We start from the raw sequence: 17,854 nt of genomic DNA, 5'->3' as shown, positions 1-17,854 counted from the left end.
TTACTAATTAAGAAACGCCGACTTTGGCCGCTAAAATACCACTGTTGATCACAAATCAATCAAAAGCGTACTCTTCTGCCCCTCTCAACCCTGCTTTTAAGCGATTATTAACCTTAAAAATTAATGCTGCATTCATCTAGTAAGAGGCAGTTGAATGTCAGCGTTGAGTGGTGCGGGGTCCGCACGCGGAATAGCCGTCGCCCTTGTGCTGACCGGCAGCGCGACTCTTTGGGGCTGCGCCAGCAGCCAGACGGCCAGCTATTCATCAAATTCTACCGGCGATATCACCGGCTCGATTGCATCCGCCGACCAATCTGCAGACTCTACAGCGCAAACCATCGGTGGATCGATGCCGCTGGGCAAGGTCATTGCCTACACGCTGCAAACCAACCCCGATATCGGCATCGCCCGGTCACAGGCCGAGGACACCAGCGCCGGGGTAGGGGTAGCCCAGGTGCCCTACATGCCGCGTGTCGACTATAGTGCCGCCATTGGACCCGAACACACCTATGCCTATGACACTGAAATAACCACCCAGGCCGATCGTGCCGAAGCAAGCATCCGCGCCTCCCAGCTGCTGTTCGATTTTGGCAAGACTGCCTCCGACGTCGACCGGGCCAAAGCATTAGAAAAATCCGCCACTTTGCGCCTCGACGCCAAGACCACCGAGGTTGTTACCAACGCCGTCGATGCTTACCTGGCGGTGCTTGAACTTGATCTGCAGATTGCCAATAGCCGCAACAACGAAGCCGCCCATCAGGAAATGCACCGCATTGTGACCCTGAATGAACAGGGCGGCAACGGCACCATGGCCGATGTACAAAAAGCCCTGACCCGGCTTGACGCGGCGCGCTCCCAGACCATTGATCTGGTCGCGGAACGACGCACCGCTGCCAGCACTTTTGAACGGATTACCGGCATGGCACCCGGGCGGCTCAAAATGCCGAAACCACCTAGGCCGAAAGGCCGGGTCAGTGACGCCGATATATCGCGATACGCCGCCACCGATCCGCTGCTGCTATCCATCAAACAGGACAAGACCAGCCTCTTGGCACAGATAAAGGCGCTGCAACTGGACTATCTGCCCAAGGTGACACTGGAGGGCAGCGCCCATATTCAGATGAACGTGGGCGGTGTTAATCCCGCCCGGACCGATGCCCGCGCCATGCTTTCGATCAACGGAACCTTTTTCGATGGCGGTGATCGCGCTAACAAGATCCAACAGATCAAAGCGCGCGTCTCGGAAACCGAATATCGTTATCGCCGCGCGCTCGACAATTTACGCTATGACGTCGATGATGCCGATCGCGTGCTTGATACGGCCGCTTCTCGCCTGGGCAATATCGCCGGGCGGATAAAGTCAGGCGAGGACGTCGTCTCGCTTTATGCCCAGCAATTTCAGGGTGGCACTCGCGGCATTTTTGAACTGCTCGACGCCCAGCAGGAATTAAGCGCGGCGCGTTCAGAACAGATTACCGCCCAGTTCGACGTCTTGCGCGCCCAATACCGAATGCTGCGCCTAACCGGCGAACTAACGGAAGCACTCGAGCAATAACTTCACTTCCCTTGGGCATCCGCATGCCGCCAGCCAAGCAAGCGCTCGGCCTTGGCAGCGCTGAAAAAGCTGCGATTGCCACCTAGATCACCGGTAATCGGCACATTGGGAAATTGTTGGGCAGCGATGGATTGGCTCGGCGTGTCCTCTGCAGTGTCGGGCGCAACGATATAGAAGGCCTCATGTCCCTTGAACGGCGCTTCAAGACATTTGATTGAGGCGTCCGCCGCTGCCGCGCGCCCAGTCCATGCCCACAGATGATGATCAACGCTAAGATCATTGTTGGCATATATGGCAACCGCATCGGAGCGCTCCGGCACCACCATGTGAAAGCGCAGGCTCGATATGGCAATATCCTCATATCGCCGCGCAAAACTGTCGCCCTGTGCCTCGCATATCCACTTCGAAAGACTATAGGGATCCTCGCTATAATTAGCGTGGGTTTCATCAATCGGAAAATTATCATAGCGCGGCTTGCGGCTATAGGAATGTCCAATGGCATTGACGCTGGAGGCTTGGCAAATGCGCTTGATCCCCTGCTCGACAGCCGCCCGCAGCGCGTTATAGCTCCCCACCACATTGTTGTTGTGCACAATATGGTCGGGATGGCGTCCGGGCGAGGGAATGGCCGCCATATGGATAAGACCGTCACACCCGGCAAAGGCCTCAACCAACTTGTCATATTCAGACATGTCAGCCTGCACAAACTTTAGCGTGTCCGATGTGTCATCGTCGGGTACTACCCGATCAATGCACACCAGACTATGACCCTGGGCCAGCGCCATTTCGACGATGGCGCGCCCGATGTTGCCGCTGGTGCCCGTAACCGCTATTTTCATTTTTGGACCTGCTCCTCATAGACGGCCTGCTGCAATCCACGTATGTAGCCAATCGCATAAAGCCGACCGAAGGCGGAATAGCCGGCATTATCATTGCTGTCGCCCTCAACCGTGGGCACGTGGTCGGGTCGCAGCACCCCGTCAAAATTTATATCGCGATAGGCTTTCATGCACGCCAGCATGTCGGTCTTGCCCGCATCGTGCCAGCTTTCCTCAAACTTGGCCGGCACGCCGCGTACATCGCGGAAATGGATGAATGAGATTTTCTCCCCAAACTTGCGAATAACGCCGGGCAGATCGTCCGTCATCAGGGTAAAATTGCCCTGACACATGGTGATGGTGTTCATCGGGCTCGGTACAAGCCCGACAAGCCTCTCGAAATTCTCGACACTCCGCATGATCCGGCCAACCCCGGCGATTGGCGACAATGGGGGATCATCGGGATGCATTGAAAGCTTCACGCCAGCTTTTTCAGCAACGGGCAGGACGATCTTGAGAAAATACTCAAGATCCTCCCAAAGCGCCTCCTCACTGATCGGTGGCTCGCTCGTCAAATCGTCTGGCACATCGTTGAGATCAAAACTGGTGACCACCGATCCACCACGCGAAGGCGTCGCCAGATTGGTGCGCACCCAATTGAAGTCGGCCATCCATTCGTAGCACCAGACAGGAATGCCAAGTCGCCCCATGTTTTCGATCATGTTGCAGGTCACGGCAATCTCTTCGTCGCGTCCGGGCAGGCCCCGTTTGGCCTTGTTCAGCGGTGGACGCGCTTCGATCACGGCGAGCTTGAAACCCGCGTTCTCATAAACCTCCTTCATGCGCGATAGCGGTTCGTAATCGCCAATTTTTTCGCCGGCTTGAAGCGTATCAAATGGCAATCCGCCAACTGCCAGATTGACACCAGCCTGTTGCGCCAGTTTCCAGACCGGGGACGGCTTGGGACTGATAAATTCAGCGATTTCGAGCATGTAGCCTCACAATCTTGATATTTGAACATTTGGGGACTTGAAAGCAGCAGGTACCACCTACCAACTGGTCAGCGTACCATCCTCAAGGCGCGCCACCGGCAGATAGGCTGGTGCATATGGATATTTTTCCGCCACTGCCTCGTCGATATCAACCCCGTGCCCTGGCGCTTCGCCCGGCTGCAGATAGCCACGCTCATAAGACCATGCGCAGGGGAACATGTCGTGGGTGGCTTCGGTGTAACCCGAATATTCCTGTATGCCGAAATTGGGGATGGCAACATCAACATGAATATTGCACCCCATCGCGACAGGCGACACATCCATGGGCCCGTGGCAGGCCGAGCGGACATGATAGATCGAGGCGAAATCAAATATCTTCTTGAGCCCGGTCACCCCGCCCGCGTGGACCGAAGTAACTCGGATATAATCGATCAATTGCTCCGAAATCAGCTGCTGGCAGTCCCAGACGGTATTGAAAATTTCGCCTACAGCAAGAGGCTGCGTGGTGTGTTGGCGTATGATGCGGAACCCGTCCTGCAACTCGGCTGGTATGGCGTCTTCCAACCAGAACAGCCGGAACGGTTCCAGATCCTTGCCCAGCCTGGCTGCCTCAATCGGGGTCAGGCGGTGATGCACATCATGCAGCAAGTGCACGTCCCAGCCCACATTGTCGCGCAGGGCCTCAAAAAGCTTTGGCACCAGCGGCAAATACTTGTGCGTCGCCCAGACTTCCTCGGTGGGGAGCGCCTGAACCATGCCACCCGCCGCCTGATCGGTTGACGGTCCCGTGCCATAGATCGGTGGCAGGCCCGGAATTGAAACCTGAGCGCGGATCGCATCCAGCCCCTGCTCACGCAGCGCCTGCACACCATCGACGACCTCGGCGATGTCAAGCCCGCCAACGTGCTTGTAGACCATCACCCGCTCACGCGACCGACCGCCCAACAATTGATACAAAGGCATGATGGCGGCTTTGGCTTTGATGTCCCACAATGCCATGTCGATCCCGGCAATCGCTGCCATGGTAATCGGCCCACGCCGCCAATAGGCACCCTTGTAGAGATATTGCCAGATGTCTTCGATCCGGCCCGGGTCACGCCCAATCAGACAGGGCGCTACATGGTCCTGCAAGTATGCGACAACCGCCTTTTCCCGACCATTGACGGTTGCGTCGCCAATCCCATAAAGGCCTTCGTCGGTCACGACCTTGACAGTCACGAAATTTCGACCTGGCGAGGCCACGATAACCTTGATATCGGTGATCTTCATAAGCAGAACCTATCTGTCAGCGGACATCGGGATGGAAGGAAATACCGGTTGGTGAGCCGGTCGCAATCGGCGCGCCGAGTGGCGACAATCCACCATCACTGTGGTCATACCGAAACAGATTGATGCGGTCGCTTTCCTGATTGGCGACAGCCAAAATCTGGCCCGTGGGGTCAAAGGCAAAGTCGCGCGGAACATGTCCACCACACGGCGTTGTGCCGATAAATCGCGTCGACCCGCTGGTCTGGTCGATCTCAAATCTGGCAACGCTATCATCGCCGCGAATACCCACGAAAATGTGTCGCCCGCCTTTCGGGATGGCGATAGCAGAGCAGGAATCCGCCGGTAGGTTTGCATTGGGCAGGGTCGGCTCTACGCTCACGATGCTGAGCGTTCCCGCCTCGGCGTCAAATGAGAGCGTTGTGAGCGTGCAATCCAATTCGTTGGCGCAATAGACAAAGGGAAGCGTCGGGTGAAAACGAAAGTGCCGCGGTCCAGATCCGGCAGGCATAACCACTTCGCCATGCGGCGACAGGCCCCCGGTTTGATTATCGAACCCATAAACTATCAGCCGGTCCAACCCCAGATCTGTTACAATCAAGAACCGGTTGTCCGGGGTCCAGCGCGCACAATGCGCGTGCGGACGTTCCTGCCGCTGCTTGTTAGGACCAGTGCCATGATGGGTTGCGTGCGAAACCGGTGCACTCAAAGTGCCTTCGGACGATCGCGGATAGACCGCCAGCGATCGGTTCGGCTTTGCTGTTATTGGCAACCCCGAATAATTGGCGCTGGCAACGAAGCGCCCCGAATTATCGTGCGAGCAGTGCGCGGTCACATCACCCAATGTTGGTTGCTTGCTCAAATATTCGAGCGCCCCGTTGGTGGGATTTATGCCATAGCCGCTGATTGTGCCCTCGTTCCAACCCTCAACTTCGCTGGTCGCAATCAATGTCCGCCCGTCAGGCGAAACATCGACAAATGTCGGATTATCGATACCTTCTGTAACCCCCAGATGCGCCGCTTCGCCGCTCTCAATATCGAGGCGAAAGCAGGCAATACCCTTGCCCGTTGGGGCCGCTACATAACCCAGTTTTCGCGTGCAACTGCCGACATAGAACAAGACTTCAGGCATACAAACTCCAAATATCAGGCAAGAAATGAACGGAGACGACACGCTTCAGGCCAGTGTGTCGCCCCATAAAAATTAATCGAAGAAGTCGGCATCCTCTTCACGCAGATAGCGTTTGGTCGCCTCAACATTAAGATCCAGCCCAAGACCGGGCCGGGGCAAAAGATCAACCATACTGTCGGTCACAATCGGACCATCCGGCAACCCTTCCACCAGATCGCTCCACCACTCATCCGAGGCGCTTGGATACTCAAAGGCAATAAAGTTTGCCGGCAGCGTTGCGCACACGTTGATCAGTGCACCTAAACCGAGAAGGCCATTTGCCGTGCCGTGCGGGGCCATCAGGATTGAGTGCATCTGGGCAAATTCGGCGATCCACTTAAGCTCGGCAATGCCCCCCACATCCGCAGGATCAGGTCCCACCACGCGCACTGATTGGGTTTCAATCAGTTCCTTGAAATTATTGCGCAAATAGATCTGTTCGCCCGTGTGTATCGGGGTCGATGTTGAGTGGGTCAATTCACGATAGGCTTGGGAATTGACCCAGGGAACATAGTCTCCCGTCAGCATGTCCTCGAGCCACATCAGTTGATGCTTTTCCACCGCCTTCGCAAACCGGATGGCGTCCGGCAACATCCAACCCGGACCACAATCAAGTGCCAGACTGACCTTGTCGCCCAAGACTTCCTTCATTGCCTCAACGCAATCGAGCATATGGTTGAAACCGTGCTCGCTGATCACACCCTGATCCATCGCGCCGTGATAGTCGGGCGGCTGGGTCACGCCATAATGGAAATCGGGCACCGTGCGTTTCATGTTGGAATGAAACCCAATACCCTGCTTGACCATGAAGAAGTTCTGCGGTTGCTCCATCATCCATTTGACGTCGGCCGCATAATCCTCTGGCCTGTCGCCGCTGCGCTTTTGGCGGATCGAGCCATTATAGACCCGCACCTTGTCGCGCACCTTACCGCCGAGCAGCTTGTAGGCAGGCACATTGGCGGCCTTGCCAGCAATGTCCCATAAGGCGTGTTCAATCACGCTGACCGCCGCGCCATAGGGTTTAAACGATCCGCGCTGCCTGATTTTGAGCATCACCCGCTCGACATCCGTCGGATCTTCCCCAATCAACGCCTCGCGAAAATGCAATACCCATGGCTTGATATAGGGCTTGGTGTACTCGACCTCGCCCAACCCATAAATGCCTTCGTCGGTCGTAATCCGGATCACTGGGTGTCGCCCGATTACCGCGCACTTCAGGTCTGTGATCTTCATGACAACAACCCTATCCGGTTTGATTGGCCATACTTCCGATCATGCAATGGAATGCTCATTGAATCCCTCTCCCAAATTGATCATGCCGGGCGTTTTGACGCCTCTTGGCGTTTCGCTGCACCCATCTGTTCAATAATGTGGCGACCCGATCCCTCAACGTGCCGCCCGACTACCTTTGCTGCCGCATCAGCATCCTGCGCCCGGATCGCGGCAATCAATTCACGGTGCTCGCTCAATACCGAGCCGCGACGACTCAGGGATGTCGGATAACGGCGACTGATCGCCCGCAAGATCTCGCGATGCTTCCACCAGAGTTCGGCCGCGTGACGGTTATAGTGCCGGTCATAAATCAGTTGGTGGAACTTGGTATCGAGTTGCCCGTGCCGCGCGCGGTCGGCAAAATTGAGCGCTTCAATCTCGTCTTGCGCTGCCTCAAGCTCGGAAATGTCAGCATCGGTAGCAATCGAGACAAACCAGCGCGTCAGGGCGGGCTCGATCAACACTTCGATTTCAATGATGTCGCGCACAAAGGCTTCATCAATCGGGCGCACGCGCGCTCCGCGATTTGCCTCCATGATCACAAAACCCTCGCCCCGCAGTTGCTGCAGCGCCTCGCGGGCCGGATTGGTCGATGTACGATAGCGCTTGGCAAGGTCGGCGACCTTAAGGCGCGCATTGGGCGCAAACTGCCCCGAAACAATGTCCTCGCGGATCATTTCATAGACCGTCGCCGGCAGATCGTCTGCACTCGTCGCTGGCTGAATGACGTCGCTGGTTTGGCTCATTCCCTAGTGTTATGCCGGTTTTTCACACAAGCCAAGATGTCTTGCACGTAAATTACCGCTGTTTATGTGTGATCCAAGCATTATTGACATATACAATACAGTCTGGAACTGTCGTGGCTGGGAGATACGGGCAGCAAGCCCGACCCCGAGGAGGCGCAGCGCACGCTGCATAGGAAGTCCTGGTTCGGCCGACGGGGCTGGACGGTCTTCCACACGTGAGGAGGACTATCAATGACGAACTCGCAAGACCGCGCCCAGCGGTCGGGCTCGCCGGTGCGTCGGCAGCTCATTGGTTACGCCGTCGCAACACTGACAACTGCTTCGCTAATGTCGAGCACCGTATTCGCTCAGGCTGTTGATATCAGCCAATGGTCGCCTGAATATATTCGCTCGATTGCGGGCACCGAAGAAGTTGATACCGCCGCCACCTGCTCTGCGGTCGTTCCGCTCGACTACACGGGAAAGCTCACATATTGGTGGACTGGTCCCAATGAGGCATCGCCCGATATCGAACGCCAGATCAACGACGAGTTCTGGGCTGCATGGAAGGCCACCTATCCAAATATTGAAACCGACGCGCAAAACATCGACTACAACCAATTGCTCGATAAACTGCGGACAGCCCTCTTGGGCAATGCTGGCCCAATGGTTTTGCGCCTGCAAATTCTGGGCGGCATTGAATTTGCTTCCAAGGGATACTTCCAGGAACTGCGGCCTGAGGACGTAGGGTATGAAACGGCCAATTTCTGGCCTGGCGCCATGAAGTCAGTTGCCTACGACGGCAAATATTATGGCATCCCCACCAACAACGAAACCATGGGTTTCATCTGGAACGCCGACGTATTCAAGCGCGCCGGACTGGATCCTGAAAGCCCACCAGCAACCTGGGATGATGTGGTAACATATTCCAAGCAGATCCACGACAAGCTAGGCATTGCCGGATATGGCATGGTGGCCAAGCAAAATGCCGGGAATACCCCGTTCCGCTTCATGCCTCAGATGTGGGCTTACGGTGGTGGTGCGCTGGATGAAGCCAGCGACACCCCGACATATGACACAGTCGAAATCAACAATGAAGGTGCCAAGGCCGCTCTTCAGGCGTCATACGACATGTATGTGCGTGACCAGTCCGTGCCGGTTTCGGCCCTGACCAATACCCAGAACGAAAACCAGCAACCGTTCATTGCCGGACAGGTCGCCATGGTGATCGCCCACCCATCCGAATATGCAAAGATGGTGGATCTGGCAGGCAAGGCGACTGGCGCTGACAAGCCGGTTGCGGACGCTGTGGTTGCAAACATGCGCTATGGCCTGATCCCCAAGGGCCCAGCACGTCGTGCCGTGGTGTTTGGTGGCTCCAACATGCATTTCATCAAGCCCGAATATGTTGACGGTGGCTTCGATGAAACGGCTGCCAAGGCTTTTGCCTGCTTCTACAACAGCCCTGAATGGTCGACCAAGTTGGCATGGACCGGCTCCAACCCGGGCAATCTGGAAGGCTTCAAGACCAAGTGGATGAAGGAACGTCTCGACTCCATCAAGTTCCTAGATGTCACCACCTCGATGCTTCCCAGTGGCATTCCTTTCCCGGTTATCCCTCAGGCAACCGAGATCATGAACATCATTGTTCCTGACATGCTGCAAAATGCTTTGACGGGCAAAATGACGGTCGATGAGGCCGCCGACGACGCCGCTCGCAGGGTTGACGATCTGCTCAACGGCCTGTGATCCGATTCAAAATGACTGGCGGCGTTAGCGCCGCCGGTCTCCTAGGGGTCAGAGACGAGGTTTACAGTGAGCATCGCCACGGAACGTGAGATTGCGGCGCGGGCCAAGCGGCCCATTCGCTTCGGCGTGCTAAGACAAATGGTCGACCGGCGCAGCGATTATTTATACGTGCTGCCGGCGCTGATCGTCATGATGATCGTGATTGCCTATCCGATCTATTATACAATCGAGCTGAGCTTTTTTAACACGCCATCCAATTTGCAGATGAAGGACAAGGTCTTCATTGGCTTGGATAATTACGCGCGTATTCTGACCAGCCGCTCGTTCCGCGAAGTCACGATGAACACGTTCATCTGGACCGTCGCCTCAACCTTTTTTGCATTCCTGCTCGGATTGGGCGCTGCTCTTTCCCTGCATCGAGAATTTCTCGGACGAGGCGTGTTGAGAGCCGTGTTGCTGATCCCCTATGTGGTCAGCGCCGTGGCGGCATCCTATGTCTGGAAATGGCTTTATCATTCCGATTTCGGCGTCATCGGCGCCTTGGCGGTTCAGTTCGGTTTTACGGATCGCCCGATCAATTTCATCGACAACATTCACACCGTTCTGCCGTCGCTGATCGTGGTCAATATCTGGAAGGAATTCTCCTTCGCCATGATCATGCTGATGGCGGGGCTGCAGACCGTTCCCGACCAGCTGTTGCGAGCCGCCCAGGTGGATGGAGCCAATGCCTGGCAACGTTTCTGGCACGTGACTTTTCCCCATCTCAAAGGCGTCTCGATGGTCACAGTGCTGTTGCTGATGGTCGCCAACTTCAACGCTTTTATCATCCCATGGATCATGACTAGCGGCGGGCCCGCAGGGGCCTCCGATATCTGGATCACCCAGATTTATACCATCGCCTTCGGGCGCCAGCGTTACGGGTTGGCCTCGGCCTACTCGGTCATTCTTTTCATCGTCATGATGACGCTGGGATACTTTTATGTACGCGCCCTGACGCGCGGTGACGATACGAGGGTCAAATGAGTATGGTCTCCACCGCCCCATCCCGTCGCCGCCGGGTCAAGATCGACCCATGGCGCTGGGTCGGCCGTATTTTCTTGTTGTTTTTGCTCACCTTTACCGTCCTGCCCATGCTTTGGATGGTCCTGACCTCGATCAAGTCGCAATTCGCCGCCATGCAATATCCACCGCAATGGTGGCCGGCCGAACCGACATTGCAGAACTACGCCAAACTGCTCGATCCAAACGGATCTACCGGGCAGGAATTTTTGCGCTACTTCTGGAACAGTTTTTACGTCTCGATGGTCACGACCATTCTGGGCGTGATCGTTGCAGTGCCGGCGGCATATGCCTTTTCGCGCTTCACCTTTCCAGGGCGAACATTCCTGTTTTTCTCGGTGCTATTGCGCAACATGTTCCCCTCGGTGGTGTTTTTGATGCCACTGTTCCTGCTGATGCGCTGGATGGGATTGGTCAACACCCATGGCTCCTTGATCCTGACTTATCTCACCTTTGGCCTGCCGCTCTCCATCTGGCTGCTGAAAGGGTTTTTCGATAACATCCCAATCCAGCTTGAACAGGCCGCCCGCATTGACGGGGCAACCCGCTTTCAGGCGTTCTTTTTCATTGTAATGCCACTGTCGACCCCCGGCATCATTGCCACGTCGATCTTCTCCTTTATCGGCGCCTGGAACGAATATGTGTATGCCTATACGTTCCTCTCCAAACAGGATTCCATGACCCTGCCGGTTGGCATCCAACGCTTCTTCACCGAATTTGCTACCGACTGGCCCGGCCTGATGGCGGCAACTTTCCTGATGAGCGTGCCCGTCGTGGTCCTGTTCCTCGTTCTGCAAAAATACTTCGTTCGCGCCCTGACAGAAGGCGCCGTCAAACATTAGCGGCGCGCGCCATCGGCGTGACCATAAGCGTTCAAGGGAAAATGAATGGCTCAGGTAGTTCTAAAAGAAATCGTCAAACAATATGGCTCGCTCTATGCGGTCAATAATGTCTCCCTGACCGTTGAGGATGGCGAGTTTGTTGCCCTCGTCGGCCCCTCGGGTTGCGGCAAGACCACCACGCTCAATCTGGTTGCGGGCCTGTTGCCCATGACGGGGGGTGATGTTCTGATCGGTGATCGCAATGTCACAGATCTTGATCCCAAGGATCGCGACATCGCTATGGTGTTCCAGAACTACGCGCTTTATCCCAACAAGACCGTCTACAAGAACCTCGCTTTCCCCTTGCAGATGCGCAAGCTTTCCAAAGCTGAGATTGATACCAAGGTGATGGACGCAGCCAAGGTGCTCGATATTGTTCACTTGCTGCAACGTAAGCCACGCGAACTCTCTGGCGGCCAGCAGCAGCGTGTCGCGCTGGGGCGCGCTCTGGTGCGCGATCCGCAGGTTTTTCTGATGGATGAACCACTGTCGAACCTTGACGCCAAGCTGCGCGTTCAGATGCGCACTGAGCTAAAACGCTTCCATCAGGATCTCAAGGCGACGGTGATCTACGTTACCCATGATCAACTCGAGGCGGTTACAATGGCCGACAAGATGGCGGTGATGAGTGGCGGTTTTCTTCAACAGTATGACTCGCCCAAGAACGTGTTCGAGCACCCGGTTAACATGTTCGTTGCAAGCTTTGTCGGCAGCCCCGCGATGAGTCTCATTCCGCTCGAAGCGATCAACACCGGCGGCAAAATTGCCCTAAGCTCCTCGGAGGGATGGCAATTGCCCCTGTCCGAGGCCAATAGCAAGAAAGCTCAAACAGCCAGCACCAGCAAGATCGTTCTGGGCGCCCGCCATTCAACCTTGCAGTTGCATAAATCCAAGGAATCCAATTCGGTTCCTGGCCGGGTCTATACCGTTGAGCCGACTGGCGACGTCACCTTTGTTCAGGTGTTTTTGGGAGGCGCAACCGTCATTGTCAGCCTTGACCCTTCCGTCGACGTCAAATCTGACCAAGAAGTCTGGATTGAGTTTGACCAGGAGCGGCTTCATCTGTTTGATGGCGAAACCGAAATGGCACTTACCGACCCTTGATAACGCGGTCTATGCCAATTGGTCCTACCATTGTCGCAATAAATTCTCATCTTAGGTAATCATCGTCATGAAAATCACTGCCATTCGCCCCTACCCCACCTGGGTGGGAACGCGGAACCAGCTCATCGTCAAGATCGAAACAGACGAGGGCATATATGGTTGGGGCGAAAGCGGATTGTCCGGACGCGAAAAAGCAGTGGCTGGCGCCATTGAGCACTACCGCGAATTCCTCATTGGCCGCGACCCGATGATGATTGGCGCCCTGTGGCAGGAAATGTACCGCAGCCAGTATTTTGAAGGCGGACGCGTTCTGACCGCAGCCATTTCGGCGATTGATATCGCCCTGCACGATATCAAGGGCAAGGCGTTGGGCGTGCCCGTCTATGAACTTCTGGGCGGCAAGCAACGCAATCACATCCCGACATTTGCTACGACCAGGGGTCCCTGTGGTCCTGAGATGATCGAACAGGCAAAGGAATTGATCGCATTGGGCTGGACGTCGATGCGTCTGTCGCCGGCCAGTTTTGGCGACGACAAGATATTCGAGCCACGCCAGAGCATTGCCGAAACCGCCGAGTGGTGCATCAAGGCGCGTGAGGCGCTGGGGAGCACGGTAGTCCTTGGCATTGACTATCACCACCGCCTGTCGGTGGCCGAGGCTGCCAGCTTCTGTCAAAAAATGCCCAGCGGCACACTGGATTTTCTTGAGGAGCCGATCCGCGACGAAACCCCCGAAGCCTATGAGGCATTGCGCAAACTGGTCGATGTCCCCTTTGCCGTCGGTGAGGAATTTTCCAGCAAATGGCAGTTCCTGCCCTATATCGAACGCGACATCCACCAGTTCAATCGCATCGATGTCTGCAATGTCGGCGGCCTGACTGAATCGATGAAGGTCGCAGGCTGGAGTGAAGCGCATTACGTCGACATGATGCCCCACAATCCATTGGGGCCCATCTGCACCGCTGCCACGGTTCATTTTGCCGCGGCCGTTCCCAACTTTTCCTGGCTGGAAACCCGCGCATCTCCCGGAGAATCCTATCTCGGGTTTAACGATAGCGCCATTTTCACCGGCCAGCCTGTCCTCAATGGCGCCGTTTACGACGTGAGCGACGCTCCCGGCCTTGGTATCGAGGTTGATGAGGAAACGGTCAAACAACAAAGCTTCAAATTCTGGGAAGCACCACATTTGCACCGCAACGACGGTTCGATCACCAACTGGTAGGCCAATAGGCCAGGAACGGAGAGCTACAATGATTCAGCCACCCACAATCACCCGTCCGCCACAGGAAATCGTTGATGCCCTGTGCGCCGTGGGGGCCGCGACCGCCTCCAGTACCCTGGCCCATATGGGCTTGCGCAACTGTCACATTGATGGCCCTGTCGCTTGGGCGCCTGGGAAAGCGATTGCCGGTCCCGCACTGACGCTTCAGTTTATGCCCAAGCGTGAGGATCTCTACGGCGACGGCGAATATGAAGACCCCGAAAAGCAACTGCATCGCCACGTACTCTATCAGGTCGAAAAGGGCGACATTGTCGTGGTCGATGCCCGCGGCGACATGAGTGCAGGCATTTTTGGTGACATGATGATGACCTATTTCAAGGGGCGGGGCGGGGCCGGCATCATCATTGACGGCTGTGTGCGCGATTACACCAACGCCAAAAAGCTCGATATCCCGCTGTGGATTCGTGGCCTGACGCCAAACTTTCATACCCAGACCGGCCTGATGCCGTTTGCCGTTAATACGCCCATCGCCTGCGGCGGCGTTACTGTGATGCCAGGGGACATCATTGTGGCCGACGACGACGGAGCCGTTTGCGTACCTGTGGCGCTCGCCGCCCAGGTTATCGAGAACGCTTCCGTACAACACGAATGGGAAGATTTTTCTCGCATGAAACTGATGCAGGGCGAGCCCTTGCAGCGCTATTACCCCCTCCATGCCGACGCGCGGCAGGAATATGAGGATTGGCGCAAACTCAACCCCATTGCCACCCCGCCAAAGCAATAACGCTTCAACGGCAAAAGTCGCCCGCCACGCTTAGTTTTTGACCAAAGGATAAAAGATGGGCTAAAGAAAGTGCAATGGGCCGACAAAAAAAGCCCCTTGGCGCGAGTAGCAGGAACATGGCGTGACCTCACAAGGCACTGCGGGAAATGACTATCTATCGGTCAATAACATTCACAAGGACTTTGGTGGCCTCGAAGTGCTCAAGGGCATCAGTTTCGGTGCCCGTCAACACGAGGTAGTCTCGCTGATCGGCGCATCCGGCTCCGGTAAATCGACGCTATTGCGCTGCATCAACCTGCTTGAAATTCCGGAGAAGGGCGAGATTACCGTCGACGGAAAACGCTTGCCCCTTTCCCCTTCCGGCCGTGGTCACCGCCACATTACAAATAAGCGCGACGTCCGCTTGTTCCGCGCCAGCCTCGCCATGGTTTTTCAGAACTTCAATCTCTGGGCGCACATGACCATCCGTCAAAATGTCATGGAAGGCCCGGTACAGGTGCTTAAGGTGCCAAAGGCGGAGGCCACCGAACAGGCCGAGGCGCTTCTGGCCCGCGTCGGGCTATTCGACAAACTTGATGCTTACCCCGCCCATCTCTCGGGCGGGCAGCAACAACGCGCTGCCATTGCCCGCGCGCTCGCCATGCAACCCAAGATTCTGCTTTTTGACGAGCCGACCTCGGCACTCGACCCCGAACTTGTCGGCGAGGTTCTGGCGGTCATGCGCGATCTGGCGAGCGAGGGAAGGACGATGGTCGTGGTAACCCACGAAATGGGATTTGCCCGGGAAGTCTCGGAAAATGTCGTCTTTCTGCACCAGGGACGGATCGGCGAGCAGGGATCCCCCGAGCAGATATTTCAATCACCGCAAACCGACGCTTGCCGCAAGTTTCTGGCAAGCGTGCTCTAGCGGCCAAAATAAAACAACAAATTATAAAAGGAGAACCACATGTTCAAAAAGCTCGTAACCGTTGCCCTCGTCGCAACCATCGCGGCAGCGTCCGCCGGAAGCGCCATCGCTCAGCCGATGCAAATCCGCATTGCCACCGAAGGAGCCTATCCTCCCTTCAACCAAAAAGACGCTGCCGGAAATCTGGTTGGCTTTGACATCGATATTGCTAACGCTTTGTGCGCCGAAATGAAGGCTGAGTGCACTGTTGTTGCGCAGGATTGGGACGGCATCATTCCCGGCCTGGTCGCCAACAAATATGATGCCATTATCGCATCGATGTCGATTACCCCTGAACGCCAGCAGTCCGTTGGCTTCACCGAGCCATACTATTCAAATTATCTGCACGTCATGGCCAAAAAAGGCAGCGGTATTGCCGGCGCCGATGATCTGGCTGGCAAGTCGGTTGGCGCGGAACGCTCAACCGTTGCTTCGCAGTGGGCGGAAGACAATCTTGGGCGCAGCGCCGATGTAAAGCTTTATGACACGCAGACCGCGGCTTATTCTGACCTGGATGCGGGCCGGATCGATGCCATGGTTTCCGATATCTACCCTGCCTATGACTGGTTGCAGACGCACGACGGCTTCGAGTTCATCGGCGACAATATCGATATCGCTGACAAGATCGGTATCGCCGTGCGCAAGGATGACAATGAGTTGCGTGAAGCCCTCAATGGCGCGCTCAAGACCATCCGCGACAATGGCACCTACGCCACGATCAATGCGAAGTACTTCCCCTTCGACATTTACTGATCAAGCCAACCGGGGCGACCGTTTCTGAACGGTCGCCCCATCTACAAGCGAGGGTGCCATGAACAATGAATCGGTTTTCTCGCTTCTCGCCTTTGGCGACACGGGTTGGGGCGACGATTTGCTGGCAGGCGCATGGATAACCGTGCAGCTTGCCGCGGTCTCCCTTGTCTGTGGCCTGGCCCTCGGGTTGCTGCTGGCAGGTGGCCGTTTGTCGCCTTGGCGCCCCCTGAACTGGCTGACCAATACCTACATTATCTTCATTCGCGGCACGCCCGAATTCCTTGTGCTGTTACTGGTTTTTTTCGGGCTTGACCTTGTCGTTCAGCAGATTGCCGCCGGCCTCGGCATTCAAAGCAGTTTCGAAGTGCCAAAATTTGCTGCCGCTGTCGCCGGACTGAGCCTGATATTCAGCGCTTATGCATCCGAAGTCTTCCGCGGCGCTTATCTTGCCGTACCGACAGGACAAATTGAAGCGGCAACCGCCACTGGAATGTCGGCCGGACAGGTTTTCTGGCGCGTTCGCCTGCCCCAAATGTGGCGATTTGCGCTACCCGGCCTTGCCAACCTCTGGATGGTGCTGCTCAAGGACACCTCCCTGGCCGCCGTGATTGCGCTCGACGAACTATTGCGTCAGGCAAAGGTCGCCAGCGAATCAACCTTGCAACCGCTGGTGTTCTACCTTGCCGCTGGGGCCATCTACCTGGTCTTGACAGCCGTATCCGATATCGCCCGCCATCGCCTTGAGCTTGGTGCGCGGCGCGGCTATGCGCGGTAAGGGGCACCATGTTTGATTTTGTTCGCGTTTACCTGAACTTCAAGATCGCCGCCTCCGATGGCATTTGCGGCGCTCTTGCCCCGATCAGTCCCGACCTTTTCGTCAATGCCTGCCCGCGGTTTTTTGACGGCTTTTTTGTAACCCTTGAGCTGCTACTGCTCTCCTCAGTTTTGGGGTTCCTCATCGCCGTCGCTGTGGTTTTGGCGCGCGTCTCGTCCAGCCGCTTTCTCTCGATCCCCGCCCACGCCTATATCTATGTCTTCCGCGGCACGCCGCTTTTGGTCCAGTTATGGGTGCTTTATTACGGCTTGGGCTCCATGGGTGCCGAAGGACTCGGACCGCTTTGGCCTTTCTTCAAGGAAGGCTGGTGGGTTGGTCTTTTGACCTTGACCCTCAACACAGCCGCCTATGTCGCCGAAATCCTGCGTGGCGGCATTCAGAACCTGCCCCATGGCCAGATCGAAGCCGCCGAAGCCTGTGGCATGACATGGTCCCAACGCATGCGCCGCATCATATTTCCCCAAGCCATTCGCATCGCCTGGCCGGCCTATGGCAATGAAGTTATCCTGCTGATGAAAGCCAGTGCGCTGGTTTCAACCATAACTGTCATGGATCTGATGGGACAAACCCGCACCATCTTCTCGCGTTCCTACGATCTCTCGATTTTTCTCTACGGCGCGGCTTTGTATCTGGTACTCGCAGGCCTGCTCACGCTCGGTCTGCGGCTGGTTGAGGCCCGCATGACCATCCCAAGCTTTACCCAGCCCAAATCACCGCGCTGA

The 17,854-nt window shown here is 56.1% G+C and carries 17 protein-coding genes; 11 read left to right on the top strand and 6 right to left on the bottom strand.

Features of this window, described 5'->3' with window-relative positions; genetic code table 11:
• The first annotated feature begins 154 nt into the window (after positions 1-154).
• Entirely contained in the window at positions 155-1,555 is a 1,401-nt protein-coding gene (locus PSQ90_RS09175; protein WP_282210030.1) for a TolC family protein, read from the top strand.
• Between the two features lie 2 nt (positions 1,556-1,557).
• Here the strand turns inward: PSQ90_RS09175 and PSQ90_RS09170 are convergent, their stop codons facing one another.
• The 6 genes from PSQ90_RS09170 to PSQ90_RS09145 all read right to left on the bottom strand — a co-directional run bounded on the left by PSQ90_RS09170 (position 1,558) and on the right by PSQ90_RS09145 (position 7,820).
• On the bottom strand, positions 1,558-2,394 hold the full coding sequence (locus PSQ90_RS09170) for an NAD-dependent epimerase/dehydratase family protein (RefSeq protein ID WP_282210029.1): 837 nt from the start codon (positions 2,392-2,394) through the stop codon (positions 1,558-1,560).
• Positions 2,391-3,365 carry a mannonate dehydratase gene (locus PSQ90_RS09165; RefSeq protein WP_282210028.1) on the bottom strand — a complete coding sequence of 325 codons (975 nt, stop codon included), beginning with the start codon at positions 3,363-3,365 and terminating at the stop codon, positions 2,391-2,393. Before PSQ90_RS09165 ends, PSQ90_RS09170 begins: the two co-directional genes overlap by 4 nt.
• Before the next feature lie 57 nt (positions 3,366-3,422).
• Entirely contained in the window at positions 3,423-4,634 is a 1,212-nt protein-coding gene (gene manD, locus PSQ90_RS09160; RefSeq protein WP_282210027.1) for a D-mannonate dehydratase ManD, read from the bottom strand.
• Between the two features lie 16 nt (positions 4,635-4,650).
• Positions 4,651-5,763, bottom strand: a complete 1,113-nt coding sequence (locus tag PSQ90_RS09155) for a lactonase family protein (RefSeq protein WP_282210026.1) — start codon at positions 5,761-5,763, stop codon at positions 4,651-4,653.
• A 72-nt stretch (positions 5,764-5,835) separates the two neighbouring features.
• Positions 5,836-7,035, bottom strand: a complete 1,200-nt coding sequence (locus PSQ90_RS09150) for a mandelate racemase/muconate lactonizing enzyme family protein (protein ID WP_282210025.1) — start codon at positions 7,033-7,035, stop codon at positions 5,836-5,838.
• An 80-nt stretch (positions 7,036-7,115) separates the two neighbouring features.
• The gene (locus tag PSQ90_RS09145) at positions 7,116-7,820 is read right to left on the bottom strand and encodes a GntR family transcriptional regulator (protein ID WP_282210024.1); all 705 of its coding nucleotides are present in this window, start codon (positions 7,818-7,820) and stop codon (positions 7,116-7,118) included.
• Positions 7,821-8,147: 327 nt separating this feature from the next.
• Here PSQ90_RS09145 and PSQ90_RS09140 point away from each other — a divergent pair, with 327 nt between their 5' ends.
• The 10 genes from PSQ90_RS09140 to PSQ90_RS09095 all read left to right on the top strand — a co-directional run bounded on the left by PSQ90_RS09140 (position 8,148) and on the right by PSQ90_RS09095 (position 17,854).
• The gene (locus PSQ90_RS09140; RefSeq protein ID WP_407648213.1) at positions 8,148-9,548 is read left to right on the top strand and encodes an ABC transporter substrate-binding protein; all 1,401 of its coding nucleotides are present in this window, start codon (positions 8,148-8,150) and stop codon (positions 9,546-9,548) included.
• A 138-nt stretch (positions 9,549-9,686) separates the two neighbouring features.
• Positions 9,687-10,571 (top strand): carbohydrate ABC transporter permease, encoded by an 885-nt coding sequence (locus PSQ90_RS09135; protein ID WP_407648212.1) that lies wholly within the window; start codon positions 9,687-9,689, stop codon positions 10,569-10,571.
• Positions 10,568-11,449, top strand: coding sequence for a carbohydrate ABC transporter permease (locus tag PSQ90_RS09130; RefSeq protein ID WP_282210022.1), 882 nt, complete (start codon positions 10,568-10,570; stop codon positions 11,447-11,449). The genes PSQ90_RS09135 and PSQ90_RS09130 overlap by 4 nt, the downstream gene beginning before the upstream one ends.
• 45 nt (positions 11,450-11,494) lie before the next feature.
• Positions 11,495-12,592 (top strand): ABC transporter ATP-binding protein, encoded by a 1,098-nt coding sequence (locus PSQ90_RS09125; protein ID WP_282210021.1) that lies wholly within the window; start codon positions 11,495-11,497, stop codon positions 12,590-12,592.
• 67 nt (positions 12,593-12,659) lie between these two features.
• A complete protein-coding gene (locus PSQ90_RS09120; protein ID WP_282210020.1) occupies positions 12,660-13,814 on the top strand; it encodes a mandelate racemase/muconate lactonizing enzyme family protein in 1,155 nt (384 codons plus the stop codon).
• Positions 13,815-13,842: 28 nt separating this feature from the next.
• Positions 13,843-14,598 (top strand): ribonuclease activity regulator RraA, encoded by a 756-nt coding sequence (locus PSQ90_RS09115; protein WP_282210019.1) that lies wholly within the window; start codon positions 13,843-13,845, stop codon positions 14,596-14,598.
• A gap of 121 nt (positions 14,599-14,719) precedes the next feature.
• Complete coding sequence (locus tag PSQ90_RS09110) at positions 14,720-15,505, top strand: ABC transporter ATP-binding protein (protein ID WP_282210018.1); 786 nt, start codon at positions 14,720-14,722, stop codon at positions 15,503-15,505.
• 39 nt (positions 15,506-15,544) lie between these two features.
• A complete protein-coding gene (locus PSQ90_RS09105; protein ID WP_282210017.1) occupies positions 15,545-16,297 on the top strand; it encodes an ABC transporter substrate-binding protein in 753 nt (250 codons plus the stop codon).
• Positions 16,298-16,355: 58 nt separating this feature from the next.
• Entirely contained in the window at positions 16,356-17,072 is a 717-nt protein-coding gene (locus PSQ90_RS09100) for an ABC transporter permease (RefSeq protein WP_282210016.1), read from the top strand.
• An 8-nt stretch (positions 17,073-17,080) separates the two neighbouring features.
• The gene (locus tag PSQ90_RS09095) at positions 17,081-17,854 is read left to right on the top strand and encodes an ABC transporter permease (RefSeq protein WP_282210015.1); all 774 of its coding nucleotides are present in this window, start codon (positions 17,081-17,083) and stop codon (positions 17,852-17,854) included.

Origin of the sequence: Devosia rhodophyticola (assembly GCF_028816475.1) — a bacterium.
GTDB classification, from domain to species: domain Bacteria; phylum Pseudomonadota; class Alphaproteobacteria; order Rhizobiales; family Devosiaceae; genus Devosia; species Devosia rhodophyticola.
The sequence above is the reverse complement of the archived record's forward strand: the minus strand, read 5'-3'. Positions and strand labels throughout refer to the sequence as shown.

Bases quoted from the DNA above. Each gene is read 5' to 3' on its own strand.
- PSQ90_RS09140 (WP_407648213.1), top strand. From the start codon at position 8,148: ATGTCGAGCACCGTATTCGCTCAGGCTGTTGATATCAGCCAATGGTCG.
- PSQ90_RS09175 (WP_282210030.1), top strand. From the start codon at position 155: ATGTCAGCGTTGAGTGGTGCGGGGTCCGCACGCGGAATAGCCGTCGCC.
- PSQ90_RS09095 (WP_282210015.1), top strand. From the start codon at position 17,081: ATGTTTGATTTTGTTCGCGTTTACCTGAACTTCAAGATCGCCGCCTCC.
- PSQ90_RS09120 (WP_282210020.1), top strand. From the start codon at position 12,660: ATGAAAATCACTGCCATTCGCCCCTACCCCACCTGGGTGGGAACGCGG.
- manD (WP_282210027.1), bottom strand. From the start codon at position 4,634: ATGAAGATCACCGATATCAAGGTTATCGTGGCCTCGCCAGGTCGAAAT.
- PSQ90_RS09145 (WP_282210024.1), bottom strand. From the start codon at position 7,820: ATGAGCCAAACCAGCGACGTCATTCAGCCAGCGACGAGTGCAGACGAT.
- PSQ90_RS09125 (WP_282210021.1), top strand. From the start codon at position 11,495: ATGGCTCAGGTAGTTCTAAAAGAAATCGTCAAACAATATGGCTCGCTC.
- PSQ90_RS09165 (WP_282210028.1), bottom strand. From the start codon at position 3,365: ATGCTCGAAATCGCTGAATTTATCAGTCCCAAGCCGTCCCCGGTCTGG.
- PSQ90_RS09130 (WP_282210022.1), top strand. From the start codon at position 10,568: ATGAGTATGGTCTCCACCGCCCCATCCCGTCGCCGCCGGGTCAAGATC.
- PSQ90_RS09115 (WP_282210019.1), top strand. From the start codon at position 13,843: ATGATTCAGCCACCCACAATCACCCGTCCGCCACAGGAAATCGTTGAT.
- PSQ90_RS09150 (WP_282210025.1), bottom strand. From the start codon at position 7,035: ATGAAGATCACAGACCTGAAGTGCGCGGTAATCGGGCGACACCCAGTG.
- PSQ90_RS09105 (WP_282210017.1), top strand. From the start codon at position 15,545: ATGTTCAAAAAGCTCGTAACCGTTGCCCTCGTCGCAACCATCGCGGCA.
- PSQ90_RS09170 (WP_282210029.1), bottom strand. From the start codon at position 2,394: ATGAAAATAGCGGTTACGGGCACCAGCGGCAACATCGGGCGCGCCATC.
- PSQ90_RS09100 (WP_282210016.1), top strand. From the start codon at position 16,356: ATGAACAATGAATCGGTTTTCTCGCTTCTCGCCTTTGGCGACACGGGT.
- PSQ90_RS09155 (WP_282210026.1), bottom strand. From the start codon at position 5,763: ATGCCTGAAGTCTTGTTCTATGTCGGCAGTTGCACGCGAAAACTGGGT.
- PSQ90_RS09135 (WP_407648212.1), top strand. From the start codon at position 9,687: ATGGTCGACCGGCGCAGCGATTATTTATACGTGCTGCCGGCGCTGATC.